Genomic DNA, 16,744 nt, shown 5'->3' on the forward strand with positions numbered 1-16,744 from the left:
GCTTCAAGAGTTTCCTCGCCACCCTCGGAATGACAAACGTCACAACTATCCGCTAATTCATCATTCCTTATTCACAATTCCTAATTATATATAAACTTTTCGGTATATTCGGCGGTAACGTTCGTTCCGCCGAATTTTTCTACGTCGAATTTCTCGGTAGAGGTTATTTCGAGCGCGCGACTGCCGTCCGTTATCAAAGTGAACTCTATTGCGGTGTACTCCGTTTTTTTCGCGCCGAGCACGGTATTGACCTCGTTCTTGCAATAGACCGAACCGCCACCCGGGTCGAGCGTAAACTTATACGTGCGGTCGTCGACCTTGACCGCGCCGATAATCGCGTTATCGAGCTCGTACTTGACAAGCCCCGTCGGCGGCAGTCCGTAAGCCGCTATATACCCGTCACGGTCGTACTCGACAGCGCCCGAATAGACGAACGCGCCATTCTTATACTCGCCGCGCGACACACTGTACTTATTGGCGGAGCATTCCTTTTTTATCGCCGCCTTTACAAGCGTGGAAATGCTCTCGGCGGTATCGACAACGCCGCCGCCCCTTACCTTTCGCCCGCCGCTAACGGACTGCGAAAACGGTATAGAGAACGCCTTCGCCTTTATCGCGCCCGTCATTTCGGTATCGAAATCATGGCTCAAAGCATACTCCCTGCAAACTGACAAAACGCGCATAGCGTCACTATCGAGCGCGTTATCGTTCGCCACCGCCTCGACCGTTCGCCGCGGCAGAAAAATCGCGGTCACGGCGATCGCCGTCGCCACGAACGCAAGCACAAGCGCGACTATCGCCGCACGTTTTTTAATGATCGCTTTACTATCCATAGCGATAGTATGCGCGCTAAATTTAAAGTTATTTTATAACCGAAAATTATTTACTTCTTTTTCGAGGCGAGGGCGTAGCTTTTATCCAGCCACTCGCACACTTCGGCAATATCGACCGAACCGTCGAGACAAATCGTAAACCAATTCTTCTTGTTCATGTGGTAGCCCGCGAAATACCTTTTGCCGTCGACCACGGACGGAAGAACTTCGGGATCGATACGCAAATCGATTACGTCCACGACCTCGTCGCTTTTAAGCCCTAGCTTGCGCTTAGATATGACAAGGATCGCGCCGTACCATTTATCGTTATCCTTTCTCCTGAAAACGGCGTTAGTCGGGAACTTCTCCCACAGATACTCCAATTCGTCGCCGTACTTACCGCGCACGTATTCTATAACCTTACGCGCGCCCGCGCTCTTGAACACGTCGCGCTCGAAACACTTTTCGCTTATCTCGGTCAGCACGCGCTCGTAATCGGCACGGACACTACCGACGAACGCGCCGCTCGCGTCGGCAACCAGATGAAGCGTGTACGGCTCGTCGGTGGCGCGGTCGATAAGTTCGGTCTTGACCTCGCCGCTCGACCCGCTCACTTCTACGCGCAGCTCGAACTGTCCTTTGTATATCCGCGTTATGTACGAATACGTTTCGCCGCTAAGCGAAAAGCCGAACTCTATAAGCTTATCGAAAATAGGTTTTTTAAGCTCGAATACGTTTTTATCCATACGAATAGTATAGTGCGCACGTCGAACTTTGTCAAGCGCAAACGAAAAAGCCCCCGACGATGTGCCGAGAGCTTTTTTGCCTTGCGTATTCGAGGAGCATTTTTGCTTGCTTGCAAGGGCAAAAATGCGACGACGACAAATTAGGTGCAATACCCCGCAGCTTGCTGCGGAAAGCGTGCGTAGCACGCGAGTCCGGAGCTTGCTCTGGGGTATAGTACCTAATTTTTTATTGTTTTTAGGTTGCGAGTATACCCGCCGCACGGAGCGACGCGAGCAATTCGTTGAGAGTAGTGCCTACGTCGTCGGCAGTGGGCGTTGCGCCTACGTCCGCAACCGCCGCCGCGGGAGTGATCGTTCCCGCAGGTCCTGTCGCGCCCGTAGCGCCCGTCGCACCTGTCGCACCGGTTGCGCCTGTTGCACCCGTTACGCCCTGTATACCTTGAATACCCTGAGCGCCTGTTGCACCGGTAGGACCGGTCACACCCTGGATACCCTGAATACCTTGCGGTCCCGTCGCGCCCGTTGCACCGGTAACACCCGTTACGCCGGTAGGACCCGTTACACCTTGGATACCCTGTATGCCTTGCGGTCCCGTCGGTCCGGTCACACCCGTAACGCCGGTTGCACCCGTCGCGCCCGTAACGCCCTGTATACCCTGAACGCCCTGCGGACCTGTTGCACCCTGAGCACCCGTTGCGCCCGTCGCGCCGGTGACGCCGGTTACACCGGTAGGACCGGTAACGCCCTGAACGCCTTGCACACCCTGCGGACCCGTGGGACCCGTCGCGCCCTGGATACCTTGAATACCCTGAATACCTTGTACGCCGGTAGGACCTGTGGGACCCGTGACGCCCGTCGCGCCTGTCGCGCCTGTCGCGCCCGTAGCACCGATAGGACCTGTTACGCCCTGGATACCCTGCGGACCTGTCGCGCCGGTGGCACCCGTAACGCCGTCAGCGCCGTCGGCACCCGTTGCGCCGGTCGCACCCGTAGGACCGACCGCGCCCTGTACGCCTTGAAGACCCTGAACGCCCTGCGGACCCGTGGGACCGGTGGGACCGATCATTCCGGGCACGCCCTGAACGCCCTGTACGCCTTGCGGTCCTGTTGCACCCGTCGCGCCGGTTACGCCGTTAATGCCGGGATAGCCGCGCGGACCGATAGGACCGGGCGCGCCCGTAGGACCCGTAGGACCTACGCAGCACGGACGCTGCGGCGGGTACGGGCATTGCGGGCGTTCGGGCTGATTGCATTCGCAGCCGTGCTCGATCTCGCAATCGTCGCAGCAATCGCAATCGTTAGGACGGTTGAAGAAATTGAAGAACATGATTTACCTCCTTTGGTTTAAGTGTTTCTTTGCTTGTACATACCTAACCGCGCGAAATACTCGCGGTTATGCGCCACGCTCGGGTGGTTGGGGTTGCGGCGTTCGGCGCGCAGGTGGTAGCGAAACGCTTTCTTGTGCTCGCCCATGCGGTCGTAACACACCGTGAGCTGTAACAGCGGAATGAACCCGTACCGCTCGCCGTCGACGAACGCGCCGTCTTTCCCGTCGGGCTTTAACCGCACGGCAAGCCCGTACCACTGCGCCGCGGTGGCGTAATCGCCCTTGTCGAAATACAGCTCGCCGAGCTCGCAACACGCTTCGCCGCTCGGCGGACCGTAGATAAAGCTGTATGCGGCGAACCCGAGCGCGCTCTCGCTGTCGCCCGCCTGACGGTATATGCGCGACAGCATGACGCACGCGTCGATCTTGTTGACGTAGAACCCGCCCGGCATGGTCAAGAACCGCTCGAACTCCTTTCGCGCTCCGCCCTCGTCGCCGTTGAAGTACAGCTCGCGGGCGTAGTAGTACGTTTCGCGCGGCGAAAACACATCACCGCGCGCGGCGGCGCGACGGTAGATATCGAGGTTGCGCGAGCCGTTCGACCGCCCGCTCGGCTTGGCGTGAAGAACGGGGTACGGCAGTTTTTCTATCCTGCCGTGCGGCGCGACCGCTTCGTGCACTCTGCCTTCCCAGCGAAACCCGCCGTCCGTTTTCATTATCCGTTCGCGGTAGTACGAAAAAGTCGGCTTGCCGCGCCCGTCGGTCGAGAGAACGTACGGCAGCATGATGACGTCCGCGCCGTTCGCGCCCGCGCGCATGAACTTAGAAATCGCGCTCGCCGTTCGTGGCGAAAGAATATCGTCGGCGTCCAGCCACAGCCAATAGTCTGTCGTGATCTTGCCGAGCGCGAAGTTGCGCGCCGCCGAAAAGTCGTCGCACCATGGAAAGTCGAACACCTTGTCGGTATACTCGCGGGCGATCTGCTTGGTGTCGTCGGTCGAGCCCGTGTCGACGATAACTATCTCGTCGCATAGGTTCTTTACGCCGTCAAGCGCGCGGCGGAGCACCTCGCTTTCGTTTTTAACAATCATGCATAGCCCGAGCGTCATTGATCAACCAATTCTCCTTTCCGTCTACGGTCTATTTCATGATATGTTTTTACTTTGTCAATTGTGAGTCGTTAATTAAAAACGGCAACAAAAAACAGGCTGCAAATTATGCAACCTGCTTTTTTTGTTATTTCTCAAAGAAAAGCTTATTTATTGAAAGCGAGAGAAAGTCCGCCTGCGACAGCCGCTACAAGCCCGCCGATAAAGCCGAGCCATACGCCGACGCCCGCCGTGTACTTGATTTCCGCAAGAGAGCCCCAATCAAGGCTGAGATATTCGCCGCACTGGCTAGCCATAACGAGACCGGCAACAAGAACGAGTACTGCGCCGACAAACGTGACGGCAATACCGACGAAGCGAATGATCTTTACGTTCTTGCCGAGGAATACGTTAAGCACGCAATCGATCGCAAGAATGACCGCACCGACAACCGCAACGATAAACGAGATGATACCGAAAACGTTGCTGACGCCGACCTTCTTGCCGAGCACTTCTTCAACGCCCCACACGTCGCCGTCGAACAGATTGAGCATTTTCGTTTCAGAAGTACCCGCGAGCTTGCTGGACGTAGTCACCGCGACCTGACCGACGAACATACCGACGATCACGAGCACGAGCCCGACGAGAATGAGCGCGGCGAAAACGAAGCCGAGCACACTTTTAGAGTTACCTTTCTTTCCCATTTTAACCTCCGATGGTATTATCTTAAAAGATAATACCACAAGTTGTTGATTTTGTCAACAAGTTTATAAAAATTACAAGCATATTCGAGTGCAAAGATACGAGTTAGGCGCGACGGTTTACTAAGCATATACGCGCTCTAACGCAAAAGCGGCTGTCGTACCGACAACAGCCGCTTCCATAAAAAGTCAAGCGAGCGAATTTCGCCCGATTGATAGCGAGAATTTTTAGTGCGTAAGGAAGAACATCAATATGAACAGCACCGCGATAACGATCGTTACAACGCTGATAGGCTCTTTCTTTTCTTCCATGAGCGCGTCCTTGTTCCTAACGCAGAGGAGCATGGAGATCGCTTTGATAAGCAGCCACGAAATGATACCGAACGCAATACCGTAAGAGATATTGTAGGTGAACGGCATCATGGCGATGGTAAGGAACGCAGGAACAGCTTGACCGACGTCCGTCCACTCGATTTCGCGCACACAGTTCATCATAAGCACGCCTACATAGATAAGCGCGATAGCCGTAGCGCACGAAGGGATCATTTCGGCGATCGGACTGAGGAACATAGCCACAAAGAAGCAAGCCGCAGTAATGAGCGAAGCGAAGCCGGTACGCGCGCCCGCACCGATACCCGACGAGCTTTCGACGAAGGTCGTGACGGTGGAAGTACCGCAGACAGCGCCCACGGTGGTTGCGATAGCGTCGCAAAGCATAGCCTTGTTGATGTTGGGAATGCCGCCGTCCGCTTCGAGCATATTGCCGCGCGCGCAAGCGCCGTACAGCGTGCCCATGGTATCGAACATATCGACCATGCAGAACGCGAGCGACGAAGTGATGATCACGAGCGCGAGCGAGCCGCCGTTATGCGTCGAAAGGTATGCGCTGAAATCGAAGCCCTCAGTAAAGACCTTGCCGACCGATTCCGTGCCGAACGCCTTGAACGCGTCGATAGGATTGGAGAAAGTAAAGCCGTCGATAACACCCATGCACTTAGCGTCGCCGTAAGCGTAACCGATGCCCATGAATATCCAGTAAAGCGTCGCGCCGCCGAGGATAGCCCACAGCACCGCGCCTTTAACGCCCTTCTTAGCCATGACCGCGACTGCGATAAGACCGAGGATAGTGACAATAAGGGGCATGACCGAACCGTAGGTTGCCGAGCCGCCCAGGCTTTCGGGAAGAAGGTTGAACGAAGCGAGCGCAACACCCGTCGAACCGTCCTTAACAACAAGTCCCACGTTTTGAAGTCCGACGAACGCAATGAACAGACCGATACCTGCGGGAACGGCAATACGCACTACCTTGGGTATGGCGTTGAATATTACCCTGCGAAGTCCGGTGACGGTGAGAAGTATGAACACGATACCGTCGATAAGAACGAGTATCAACGCGTTAGCGTAAGAAAGTCCGAGCGTTAAGCAAATGGTGAAAACGAAGAATGCGTTAAGCCCCATGCCACTGGCTTGCGCCATAGGCAATCTGGCAAGTAACGCCATTAACAGTGTGCCGACGACTGCCGAGATAGCCGTTGCGATATAGATCGCGCCGAAGCTGACTCCAAGCGCCCCGCCTACGTCGTTCGAGAACATATTGGAGTTGACAATGAGGATGTAGACCATTGCCATGAACGTAACGAGACCGCCGACGATCTCCCTGCGGAAGGTCGAGCCCTTACCGCTGATGCCGAAAAACTTATCGAGCTTAGCGGCAAAGCCTTTGTACGGCGTTTGTGCGACAGCCGTTCCGTCTGATTCGGTCTTGACCGTTTCTTCGGGCGCAGCTGCGTCTTGCGTTACTTCGGGCGTTTCCGCTTCCTCGGTAACGGGTTGCTTGTCTTCTGTTTCCATTAGACGTCTCCTAAAATTATATTTAACCGATATTTCGGTCGGTTACGAATGAGATTGAGAATTACTTTTCGTATATTTCTCTTTTCAAAATTCCCACGTACGGGAGAGTTCTGTACTGCTGCGCGTAGTCGAGTCCGTAGCCTACTATAAACTCGTCGCCGATAGTAAAGCACGAATAGTCGGCTTTTACGTCCACTACCCTGCGGCTGGGCTTATCGAACAGCGACACGACGGTGAACGACTTTGCGCCCCTGCCCATAATTAGGTCGCGCATACGCACCAGGGTGTTGCCCGAGTCGACAATATCCTCCACAAGTAAAACTTCACGGCCCTCGACCGATGCGGCAAGGTCCATGACGATTTTGGGTACGCCCGTACTCTTAGAGCCCGAGCCGTATGAAGATACTGTCATGAAGTCGATTTGGACAGGCGTCTGCATTGCGCGAACGAGGTCGCAAAAAAACATTACGCTGCCTTTGAGTACGCTTATAGCAAGCGGGTTAGTGCCCTCGAATTTTTTATCGAGCCACGCCGCCGCTTCCTTAACTTTCTGCGCTATTTGTTCTTCGGTAAGAACGATACTTTCAAGATCCTTATTCATGTACGGGTGTTCAACCTCAAAAGAAACATTTTTACGGCAAAATTTCGGTCTATACGCGCGAAGCGTCGCTTGCCGTACCGCAGAGAGTACGACGCGCTCCGTTTCGCACGTCTATCCTTGTGATTTTTGCTCGTAAAAACGCCTTGCGCCCCAAGCGAGACTATTTTGCAGCTATATCAAGGCAAACGAGCGCAGTCGTAGCCTCGGTGCTACGTCAAGCGAGTTTAACGCCGATAGAGCGCAAAAGAGCCCGCTTGGGGTGTTTCGCCTGAGATTGAACACCCGTAATCAATTTTATCACATTTCGACAAATATAGCAATTATTTGACGCGGCGTTATTAAATTTTTTAATCGCAACTACCGACTTTCCCGTTATACCCCTCCCCTACCCCTCCCCCAGTGGGGAGGGTATGATCACAAGTGATTAAGCTAAACACGCCTTTATAACCTCCCCCTTTGGGAGAGGCATGGGGTGTGGACCGCTTGCGGTGGTGGGGGCATTACGGGCAGTATTGATTAAATAAGCAAACCGTCAATTATAAAAGCGGCTGAGCTAAGCCCTGCCGCTTTCATTATACTATATGTTTTTACTCATCGAGCAGTCCGCTGTCTACCGCGTCGGCGGGTGCGCCGCTACTATCGCCCTGACCTTCGTCAATGGGCGTGCCGTTATCTATGACCGCGGCGAGCGGATCGAGCGCGGGCTCGTAATCGTCAGGCGGGGGCGCGGACTCCTCGAACCCGACCGACCTACCCGAGTACGACGGCGGCGGACCGTCGGGGCGGCTCGCCATGTCGGGATCTGAGAATGTGGTAGTGGACGGGTGCCACAAAAGCTTGATATTGCCCGTTTCGCCGTTGCGGTGCTTAGCTACGTTGAGGTACACCTCGCTGACCTCGGGTCTGGAAGTTTTATCGCCTTCGCCCGGCGTATCCTTTCTGTCTATGAACAGGACTATATCCGCGTCCTGCTCGATCGCGCCAGAGTCACGAAGGTCCGACAAACGGCTTTCCTTGTCGTTGCCCTTGCGCTGTTCGATGCTACGCGACATTTGCGACAACAGAAGAATGGGAACGTCCAGTTCTTTTGCCGAAAGCTTGATGGCGCGCGTGATCTCCGCGACCTCGCGAACGAAGTTATCGAGCTTTTTGCCGCTCTGCATGAGTTGCAGGTAGTCTATCATTATGAAGTCGAGCCCGACCGAATGTTTGAGCGCACGGCACTTGCTTAGGATCTCGGCGGGCGTGATATTGCCCGACTCGTCTACGTACAGCTGAGTGTTTAACAGCTCGTTCTTGGCGGCGTACAGCCTGTCCCACTCGGTCTCGCTTACGACGGCGCGGTTTGCACGCGACATATCGTACTCGCCCACCGAGCACAGTATACGCTTGGCGAGCTGGACGGCGCTCATTTCGAGCGAGAACACGGCTACCACGTACGGCTTGTTCGTGTCGGGTCTCCTGCGACGCGCGGCGTTGACCGCGCAGTTCATTGCAAAGCTCGTTTTACCCTGACCGGGACGCGCCGCGAGTATTATAAGGTCGCTCTTTTGGAAGCCGCCGCCTAGCACTGTATCGAGCTTGGCAAACCCCGTAGGCACGCCGCGGTACACCGTGGTTTCGGTCGCGCGCTCGCGCAGGTCTTTAAGCACCTCGTCCACGTACCCGTTAAGGTTTTCGGGCTTGCCTCTGCGGTTAGTTTCCGCCAAGCCGTAGAGCGCGGCTTCGGCACGGCTCAATGCCGTGTCGTCGGGATCGAGCGAATACGCTTCGTCCGCCATGCGTTTGGCGATATCGATTATGGCGCGCAGGCGCGTATACTTTTTGACTATGTCGAAATAGTATTCTGAGTTCGCCGTCGACGGCACCGAAGCGATAAGCTTAGTGAGATACTCCACGCCGCCGCTCATTTCAAGCGTGCCGCTCTTTTCGAGCACGCCGACAACCGTTACAAGGTCGATAGCCTTCGCGCCGGTGAACAGCTCGGCGATCGCTTCGTAAATAAGCTTATGCGCGGGCGTGTAGAAATCGTCGGCGCGAAGCTCGGGCATGAACTTAGACGCGGTCTGCCCGTCGATAAGCATACCGCCCAATAGCGCGGTTTCCGCCTCGTAGCTGTTGGGCGTTTCGCGCGTGACTAAGTTGGGATGTTTTTTTGCGAACTGTTCACGTTCGTCTTTCGTAGGCATACAGTCTCCTTTTACTTATCCAATAGTCTCGGTTTTTTCTTTTCTTTCTCGTTGAGCGCGACGCGCATTACCGCGAGCACTGCCGCGCCGATAGCGATTGCCGCGAGATACCAGCCGTACGGCACGGGTCTGTCGTACTTGAAATCGACCGTTGTTTCCGCCCTGTCGAAGTAGCGCGTAAACTCGTACTTTGCGCCGCCGCCTATCTCGCTCTTATCGCCCGAGCTCTCCATTCGCGCCGAGCCCGTTCGCGCGTACGTGAGCATGAGCCCGTCGGGGTTGAGCGCGTTTATCGCGGGGAACGCTTCGTATATGGACGGGAAGGTGCTCGTCCACTCGCCGTACTCGTCGCGCGCGATCGCGCCGTTCTTAATGCGTTCGAGCACGCTCGTCGACCTGTACGGATCGACGTTATCGTACTGCTCGCGGACGCCGTTGAACGGATTGGGCGCGGACGCCGTGTACGTGCGGATAAACGGAGTGCCGACGTAGGTCGTATCGAAAATCTGTTTCGCGCCGATAAGGTCTAGCTCGGACGCGCTCGATACGCGCTTGACGTAGCTGACCGTGTACTCGCTCGAAGTCCTCGTCGCGCTTTTCAGCTCGTACCCATACGAAGCGAACAACGCGTTAAAGTAGCTTTCGACGGTGTACTTTTCGCCGTTACTATCGACCGCCGCCGTTTGCTCCAAAAGCTCGACGGTCGCCGTATCGATAGTCAGCTCGTACTCGTTGTACCGCGACCCGCCCGAGTTGTAATCGTACACCGTAAGGCGCGCGCCGCAACCGGTAAACATCACGCCGCAGCATATTATGACGGCGAGCGCGAAAACGCGAAGCAGCCGTTTTTTCAGCGCCGTTATTTGCAAAGCTTTTCCAGCTCGTCGAGCGCGGAGTTGAAGAACGCGAACGCGTCGTCGTACGGCTTTTCGGTCGCAAGATCGACTTCGGCGTCACACAGGATCTCGTAAGGCGATTTGTGTCCGCCCGCAGACAAGAACTTGGTTTTGTAGATATCCACGTATTCGGGACGAGCAAGCACGTTGTGCGCGACGCTCGTCGCCGCCGTCATGCCCGTCGAGTATTTGTAAACGTAGAACGCCTTGTAGAAGTGCGGGATACGCGCCCACTCGTAAGCGATACGGTCGTCGGATACAACGTCCTTGCCGTAATACTTTTTGTTAAGATCGAGATACGTTTCGCAGAGCGCGTCGACGGTGAGCGGCTTGCCTTCCAGATCCATCTTGTGCGCTTTGTACTCGAACTCGGCGAACATTGCCTGACGGAACAACGTCGTGCGGAAGCGGTTAAGCCGTAGGCTCAACAAATACTTCTTGATATTGTCGTCCTTAACGTTTTTCATGAGGTAGTCGTCGAGCAGGGTCTCGTTACTGATCGACGCGACCTCGGCGACGAATATCTGGTAGTTCCATTTGGAGTACGGCTGATTCTTCTGCGAATAGTAGGAGTGCAGGCAGTGCCCGAGCTCGTGCGCGAGCGTAAATATGTCCTCGGTCGTCGGCGCGTAGTTGAGGAGCACGTACGGGTGCGCGCAGTACGCCGACCAGCTGTACGCGCCGCCGCGCTTGCCGTCGCATTGCATAACATCTATCCAGCCCTCGGTCATCGCTTTGTTCAAAAGCCCGACGTACTCGTCGCCCATGGGCGCGAGCGCGGCCTTAACGATCTCGCACGCCTGCTCGTAGCTAAGCTTCATTTCGGCGTTACTTACGATAGGCGTGTACAGATCGTACATATGCTGTTCGTCCACGCCCAAAAGCTTCTTGCGCAGCGCGATATACCTATGCAGCGGCGCGAAGTTTTTGTTGACCGCCGCAATAAGATTTTCGTAAACGCTCGTCGGCACGTTGTCGCCGAACAGCGATTGTTCGAGACAATCGTTGAACCCGCGCGCGCGGGCTACGAAGTTATCCGCCTTGACGTTGCCCGCGTAGTTGGCGGCGATAGTGTTAATATTAGCGATATAGCCGTCGTAAAGGTTATCGAACGCCTGCTTGCGCACTTCCCTGTCGGGGTCTGCCAAAAGCTCGCCGTAGCTGCCGTTGGTTAGCTCGATCTTCTTTTTGCCGCGCTTGACGGGCGCGAACTTCATATCCACGTCGAACATCATGTGCGCCACGCGGTACGGAGTGTCGAGCGCTTCGGCGGCGAGCGCTAAAAGCTTTTCTTCCTTATCGGATAGGATATGCTCGTTCTGCCGCACGATCTCTTTAAGGCTGAAATCGAACTCGGCGAACGCTGCGTCCTTGATATACCCATCGAGCACTGACTTGTCGAGCGCGCTGAGTTCGCTGACTATGAACGACGTAGCCGCGGCGGTTTTGCCGGCGAGCATATCGGTACGCGCAGCGAGCGCGACCGCCTCGTTATTGGTCGCGTCCTCGTCCTTGTACATATGCGAGTACACGTAGATGAGTTCGAGCTTGTCGCCAATTTCCGCTTCCAGCTTTAAGCACGCAAGCGCGTCGGCTTTGTTCCCGAGCTTGCCCTTGTATCCCTCGATAACGGAGAGCGAGTTCTCTATCTCGGCGAACAGCTTTTCGAACTTGTCCGCACTGTCGACCATTGCGGACAGATCCCACTTATATTTGTTTTGGATTTCGTTGCGTTTCATATAAACCTCTTTTTATTACTAATTCTTATTTGCGTGTATGGGCGGTGGAATAACGCCGCCGCGGTCTATGAACTTTTGCGGATCACCCGCATTGACCTTCATAATAGGCGCGGTGCCGAACAGCCCGCCGAAGTCAACTTCGTCGCCCACCGTCTTACCGTAAACGGGTATTACGCGCACGGCGGTGGTCTTGTTGTTTATCATGCCGATAGCGCATTCGTCGGCTATCATCGCCGAGATCTGCGCCGCCGTCGTGTCGCCTGGTACGGCGATCATGTCCAGCCCGACCGAGCACACCGCGGTCATCGCTTCGAGCTTTTCGAGCGTGAGCGCGCCGCTACGTGCCGCCTCGATCATGCCCGCGTCCTCGGATACGGGAATGAACGCGCCGCTTAGCCCGCCTACTCGGCTCGCCGCCATCACGCCGCCCTTCTTGACCGCGTCGTTGAGTAGCGCCAAGCACGCAGTCGTGCCGCACGCGCCGACCGTAGAAAGTCCTATGCGTTCGAGTATGCGCGCGACCGAATCGCCCACTGCGGGCGTGGGCGCGAGCGACAGATCGACTATGCCCTGTTTGAGCCCGAGCGCTTTTGCGGCTTCGCTGCCTATGAGCGCGCCCAGCCGCGTTATCTTGAACGCCGTGCGCTTGATGAGCTCGCACAGCTCGGTTATGTCGTAATCGGGATGCTTTTCTATCTCGTACTCGACAACGCCGGGGCCCGACACACCGACGTTGATAGAGCATTCGCCCTCGGTCAGTCCCGTGAACGCGCCCGCCATGAACGGGTTGTCGTCAACGGCGTTGCAGAACACCACCAGCTTGCCGCAACCGAACGAATTGATATCGCGCGTGCGGTACGCCAAGTCCTTGATTATCTCGCCGAGCTTTTTCACCGCGTCGAGGTTGATACCCGACTTGCTCGACGCGACGGCTACCGACGAGCAAACTATATCGGTGACGGACAACGCTTCGGCTATGCTGTCCAAAAACGCGTTCTCCGCTTTTGTCGCGCCCTTTTGCACGAGCGCCGAGTACCCGCCGACAAAGTCCACGCCGAGCGCTTTGCCCGCGCGGTCGAGCGCACGCGCCAAAGCCACGTATTCGCCGCACGCCGCGCCGATTATCGATATGGGCGTTACGGCAATGCGCTTGTTCACTATCTTAACGCCGTACCGCGCGGCAAGGCTGTCGCAAACGGGCACGAGAGATCTACAAGTGCACACGATCTTGTCGTATACCTTTTTAGCACACTTATCGGCGTTCGCGTCGATACAGTCCAACAGCGAAAGCGACGCCGTGACCGTTCTAACGTCCAAATGCCGATTATCCAGCATATCTATGGTTTCTAAAATTTCGTTTTCGGTAAACATAGTTTTTCAGAGAAAAGTTTATGAGTCAAGCTTTGACTGCGTAGGCGCGGCGCAGACGGACAAGCAGCCAAATGCTGCGCGACGCTTTGCTTGCGTTCTCACTTATTTATTGTGAGAAGATTGCAACAATTCAGCCTGTGGCCGCGACGAAGGGAGTGTAGACCCACCTACATGACCGAGGCGGCGCGCCGAACGTAGTTCGTATCCGCCGATGCATACGCGGTCAAATTCTGTGCATGGCATTGAAAAGCTCATCGTTCTGCACGTGCACGACGACGCCGAGGTGTTCGACCGCTTTTTGCAGGTCCTCGCCGAGCTTGTCCAACGCGACGGCGGACGCGCCCGTTTCGACGACCATGATCATGACGAAGTTATGCTGCATAATCGTCTGCGAAATATCTTCAATATTAATATCGCGCTCGGCAAGCGCCGTCGCCACCGCCGCGGTAATGCCCGTGCGGTCTTTTCCTACTACCGATACTACTGCTTTCATGATAAGATTATATCATACCGAGCGAATAAAGGCAAGGAATAATTAGAAATTGTGAATTAGGAATTAGTAATGATTGACCCCTACGGGGTGTTTTAATTAAATTTATCCTCTTTAATTCCTAACTACTAATTTCTAATTCCTAATTCTGCCAAAGCACCTGCTCCCCGTGGACTATCGGGTACCTGAACAGCGAAGTGCCTTCGAGATTGACCTTGTTCATATCGACAGCGGAAATGCGGCGGTTGTCGTAGCTGGTGTAGTAGAACACGCCCTTATCCACGTTACAGCACGAGGTGTAGATCGTCGTTTCGTAATGACCGTTGTCCATAAGACAGCTGCCGAGCGTTTGCTCGACCGAGCCGAGGATATGGAAGAACTGACTAAGGCTCGCATTGCAATCGCCGCACGCGGGCGAGTTAAGACAAGTGAACGCCGCGCGCACGAACCGCGACTGGCTAGAAAGATCGCCCGGCAAGCCCATTGCGCCCATGCCGCGGCTGTAAGTATTGAGTTTGAGCTTATCGCAAAAATTGTTCTTAGGCGGTCGCGGCGACAGCGCCATGTAGTTGTTCAGCGCGAATAGCTGTTCGGGGAAGGGCGGGTTATTTGTGAGCACGCCCACGGGATTGTCGTAAACGTTGAGCCCGCTCGCCGTGCTCTCCACGACTATGCAGTCGCTCTTGTCGGCGATCATCCAATGCAGCTCGGCGCACGGGAAAACGTCGGAAAACGGCACGGGCGTGATGTTCACCTTTTTGAGCGCGCGCCGCACCTCGGCAACCGAAGCAAACTTAGCGAGTAACCACGGCACGAACTCGTACTGCGCAACGTTGATCTTATCGGGACAGGCTTCGTGATAAACGGCGTTGCCGACGAAGTTAAGCCCCGCTATCGCGAGCCCTTTCTCGTTGAACGCGTCGTAGTACAGCGGAAAGTTATCCGCGACAGTCGCAATGCCCAAAAACGCATAGTGCGCAGACAGCGTTTCGCCCGTCGTGAAGTCGAGCCTGCGGCGGCGCGGCGTGATAACGACTTCCTCGCCGTACCCGCAATCGTTGTCGAGCGTGCGCCCGAAATAGAAATCACCCGAAATATACTTAGCGGCAGTGCACATATAATACCCCTTTCATTTTATATCACATATATTATATGTGAAGCGCACCGCTTCCGCAAGTCGTTTATGTCAAAAATTTTCACCTATAATAGTTCGCAACCGCTAATTTGATTGCTTTTTGGCGAAAAAAGTAATATAATATACGGCAAGAGGTAAATAAATATGGATATCACGTACAAACGCAAGAACATTTACGCCGACTGCGACAAAGCCGAGCTTAAACGCATTTTCGACTACTGCGAAGGCTATAAAGCTTATCTCGACGCAGCCAAGACCGAGCGCGAAGCGGTTTCGACCACTATCGCCATGGCGGAAAAGAACGGCTACAAACCGTACACGCTTGGCGACAAGATCAATAAGGGCGACAAGCTCTATTACAACAACCGCGGCAAGGCGCTGTTCCTGCTCCGCGCTGGCAAAGCGGATATCGCCAAGAACGGCGTGCGCATACTCGTCGCGCATATCGACAGCCCCAGGCTCGACCTTAAACAAGTCCCGCTGTTCGAGAAAGCGGATATCGCATACCTTAAAACGCACTACTACGGCGGCATTAAGAAATATCACTGGCTGACGATCCCGCTCGCACTCCACGGCGTGGTCATGCTCAAAAACGGCAAGAAGGTCGAAATCGCTATCGGCGAGAACGACACCGATCCCGTGTTCTATATCACCGACCTGCTTCCCCACCTCTCGCACAAGAACGACGAGAAGTCGGTGAGCGAAGCGTTCCAAGCCGAAAACCTTAATCTTATCGTCGGCGGTATTCCCGCAAGCGGCGAAACCGAGAACGCCATAAAGAAAGGCGTGCTTAATATTCTCAACGAGAAATACGGCATTGTCGAGGAAGACTTTTTGAGCGCCGAGCTCGAAGCCGTTCCCGCCGCCAAAGCGAAGGACGTCGGGCTCGATCGCGCGTATATCGGCGCTTACGGTCACGACGACAGCGTTTGCGCCTACCCCGAAATTACCGCAACGCTCGAAACCGAAACCGACCAAACGGTACTTACTATACTCGCCGACAAGGAAGAAATCGGCTCCGAGGGCAACACGGGTATGCAATGCGTGCTTATCGACGACCTACTCAACGAGATCGCCAAAAGCTACGGAGTGAACGCGGCATTGCTCCGTTCCAAATCTATGTGCCTTTCGGCGGACGTTACCGCGGGCTACGATCCCACCTTCCAGAACGCGTTCGAGGACAATAACGTAGGACACGTCAGCCACGGCGTAACGATGAACAAGTTCACGGGCGCGCGCGGCAAGTCCGGCTCGAACGACGCTTCGGCGGAATATATCGGCTACCTTCGCACCGTGTTCGAAAAAGCGGGCGTTGTATGGCAGACCGGTGAGCTCGGCAGAGTCGATCTCGGCGGTGGCGGCACGGTAGCTAAGTATATCGCCAAAAACAATATCGACACCGTCGATATGGGCGTTCCCGTACTCAGTATGCACGCCCCCAACGAGCTCGTAAGCAAAGCCGATATCTACTCGGCGCACAAGGCGTTCGCGGCGTTCATTAAATAATTAAAAGTAGCAATTCAAAAGCGGCTGTACCTAAAAACGATACAACCGCTTTTTTTGTTATAGTTAAACTCTACAAATTAGTATCTGCTAAATATTCGCAAATCTTTTTTATATCTTCCTCTACTCTATCAAACCGAGGTGGCGACAAATCGACTTCGGTTTTTCTGCTTTTAAAATGCTCGCAACAGTCGTCAAGCTTAACCAATTTATCGTGGTAGGTACAATAATGCGTATACCTCCGCCAAAACGTATACCCCGCTTTTCGGTAAACACACTTACAAAAATTACAGTC

General features: G+C 54.9%; 14 protein-coding genes. 1 reads left to right on the top strand and 13 read right to left on the bottom strand.

Features of this window, described 5'->3' with window-relative positions:
* Positions 1 to 80 precede the first annotated feature (80 nt).
* The 13 genes from HDT28_08310 to HDT28_08370 form a co-directional block, all read right to left on the bottom strand.
* Positions 81 to 833 (bottom strand): hypothetical protein, encoded by a 753-nt coding sequence (locus tag HDT28_08310; GenBank protein MBD5132569.1) that lies wholly within the window; start codon positions 831 to 833, stop codon positions 81 to 83.
* Positions 834 to 883: 50 nt separating this feature from the next.
* Complete coding sequence (locus HDT28_08315) at positions 884 to 1,558, bottom strand: hypothetical protein (protein MBD5132570.1); 675 nt, start codon at positions 1,556 to 1,558, stop codon at positions 884 to 886.
* Between the two features lie 235 nt (positions 1,559 to 1,793).
* A complete protein-coding gene (locus HDT28_08320) occupies positions 1,794 to 2,885 on the bottom strand; it encodes a collagen-like protein (GenBank protein ID MBD5132571.1) in 1,092 nt (363 codons plus the stop codon).
* A 17-nt stretch (positions 2,886 to 2,902) separates the two neighbouring features.
* Positions 2,903 to 3,994: a glycosyltransferase gene (locus HDT28_08325; GenBank protein MBD5132572.1), complete on the bottom strand. Its 1,092-nt coding sequence runs from the start codon at positions 3,992 to 3,994 to the stop codon at positions 2,903 to 2,905.
* Between the two features lie 146 nt (positions 3,995 to 4,140).
* Entirely contained in the window at positions 4,141 to 4,677 is a 537-nt protein-coding gene (locus tag HDT28_08330; GenBank protein MBD5132573.1) for a hypothetical protein, read from the bottom strand.
* A 225-nt stretch (positions 4,678 to 4,902) separates the two neighbouring features.
* Entirely contained in the window at positions 4,903 to 6,525 is a 1,623-nt protein-coding gene (locus HDT28_08335) for an NCS2 family permease (protein MBD5132574.1), read from the bottom strand.
* 61 nt (positions 6,526 to 6,586) lie between these two features.
* The gene (hpt, locus tag HDT28_08340) at positions 6,587 to 7,126 is read right to left on the bottom strand and encodes a hypoxanthine phosphoribosyltransferase (GenBank protein ID MBD5132575.1); all 540 of its coding nucleotides are present in this window, start codon (positions 7,124 to 7,126) and stop codon (positions 6,587 to 6,589) included.
* 587 nt (positions 7,127 to 7,713) lie between these two features.
* Entirely contained in the window at positions 7,714 to 9,315 is a 1,602-nt protein-coding gene (dnaB, locus tag HDT28_08345; protein MBD5132576.1) for a replicative DNA helicase, read from the bottom strand.
* An 11-nt stretch (positions 9,316 to 9,326) separates the two neighbouring features.
* Positions 9,327 to 10,184, bottom strand: coding sequence for a hypothetical protein (locus tag HDT28_08350; protein ID MBD5132577.1), 858 nt, complete (start codon positions 10,182 to 10,184; stop codon positions 9,327 to 9,329).
* On the bottom strand, positions 10,175 to 11,950 hold the full coding sequence (gene pepF / locus HDT28_08355; protein ID MBD5132578.1) for an oligoendopeptidase F: 1,776 nt from the start codon (positions 11,948 to 11,950) through the stop codon (positions 10,175 to 10,177). Before pepF ends, HDT28_08350 begins: the two co-directional genes overlap by 10 nt.
* Positions 11,951 to 11,968: 18 nt before the next feature.
* A complete protein-coding gene (locus tag HDT28_08360) occupies positions 11,969 to 13,321 on the bottom strand; it encodes a PFL family protein (protein MBD5132579.1) in 1,353 nt (450 codons plus the stop codon).
* Between the two features lie 223 nt (positions 13,322 to 13,544).
* Positions 13,545 to 13,817, bottom strand: coding sequence for an ACT domain-containing protein (locus tag HDT28_08365; protein ID MBD5132580.1), 273 nt, complete (start codon positions 13,815 to 13,817; stop codon positions 13,545 to 13,547).
* Between the two features lie 136 nt (positions 13,818 to 13,953).
* Positions 13,954 to 14,928, bottom strand: coding sequence for a choloylglycine hydrolase family protein (locus tag HDT28_08370; GenBank protein ID MBD5132581.1), 975 nt, complete (start codon positions 14,926 to 14,928; stop codon positions 13,954 to 13,956).
* A 162-nt stretch (positions 14,929 to 15,090) separates the two neighbouring features.
* Here HDT28_08370 and HDT28_08375 point away from each other — a divergent pair, with 162 nt between their 5' ends.
* Positions 15,091 to 16,452, top strand: a complete 1,362-nt coding sequence (locus tag HDT28_08375; GenBank protein MBD5132582.1) for an aminopeptidase — start codon at positions 15,091 to 15,093, stop codon at positions 16,450 to 16,452.
* Positions 16,453 to 16,744: the final 292 nt, after the last annotated feature.

This window comes from Clostridiales bacterium, from assembly GCA_014799665.1.
Taxonomy (GTDB): Bacteria; Bacillota; Clostridia; order Christensenellales; family Pumilibacteraceae; genus Anaerocaecibacter.

What these genes read in the sequence shown, in the direction of transcription:
- HDT28_08330 (MBD5132573.1), bottom strand. Translation starts at nt 4,677, where the DNA reads ATGGGAAAGAAAGGTAACTCTAAAAGTGTGCTCGGCTTCGTTTTCGCC.
- HDT28_08320 (MBD5132571.1), bottom strand. Translation starts at nt 2,885, where the DNA reads ATGTTCTTCAATTTCTTCAACCGTCCTAACGATTGCGATTGCTGCGAC.
- HDT28_08370 (MBD5132581.1), bottom strand. Translation starts at nt 14,928, where the DNA reads ATGTGCACTGCCGCTAAGTATATTTCGGGTGATTTCTATTTCGGGCGC.
- hpt (MBD5132575.1), bottom strand. Translation starts at nt 7,126, where the DNA reads ATGAATAAGGATCTTGAAAGTATCGTTCTTACCGAAGAACAAATAGCG.
- HDT28_08335 (MBD5132574.1), bottom strand. Translation starts at nt 6,525, where the DNA reads ATGGAAACAGAAGACAAGCAACCCGTTACCGAGGAAGCGGAAACGCCC.
- pepF (MBD5132578.1), bottom strand. Translation starts at nt 11,950, where the DNA reads ATGAAACGCAACGAAATCCAAAACAAATATAAGTGGGATCTGTCCGCA.
- dnaB (MBD5132576.1), bottom strand. Translation starts at nt 9,315, where the DNA reads ATGCCTACGAAAGACGAACGTGAACAGTTCGCAAAAAAACATCCCAAC.
- HDT28_08360 (MBD5132579.1), bottom strand. Translation starts at nt 13,321, where the DNA reads ATGTTTACCGAAAACGAAATTTTAGAAACCATAGATATGCTGGATAAT.
- HDT28_08375 (MBD5132582.1), top strand. Translation starts at nt 15,091, where the DNA reads ATGGATATCACGTACAAACGCAAGAACATTTACGCCGACTGCGACAAA.
- HDT28_08325 (MBD5132572.1), bottom strand. Translation starts at nt 3,994, where the DNA reads ATGACGCTCGGGCTATGCATGATTGTTAAAAACGAAAGCGAGGTGCTC.
- HDT28_08315 (MBD5132570.1), bottom strand. Translation starts at nt 1,558, where the DNA reads ATGGATAAAAACGTATTCGAGCTTAAAAAACCTATTTTCGATAAGCTT.
- HDT28_08310 (MBD5132569.1), bottom strand. Translation starts at nt 833, where the DNA reads ATGGATAGTAAAGCGATCATTAAAAAACGTGCGGCGATAGTCGCGCTT.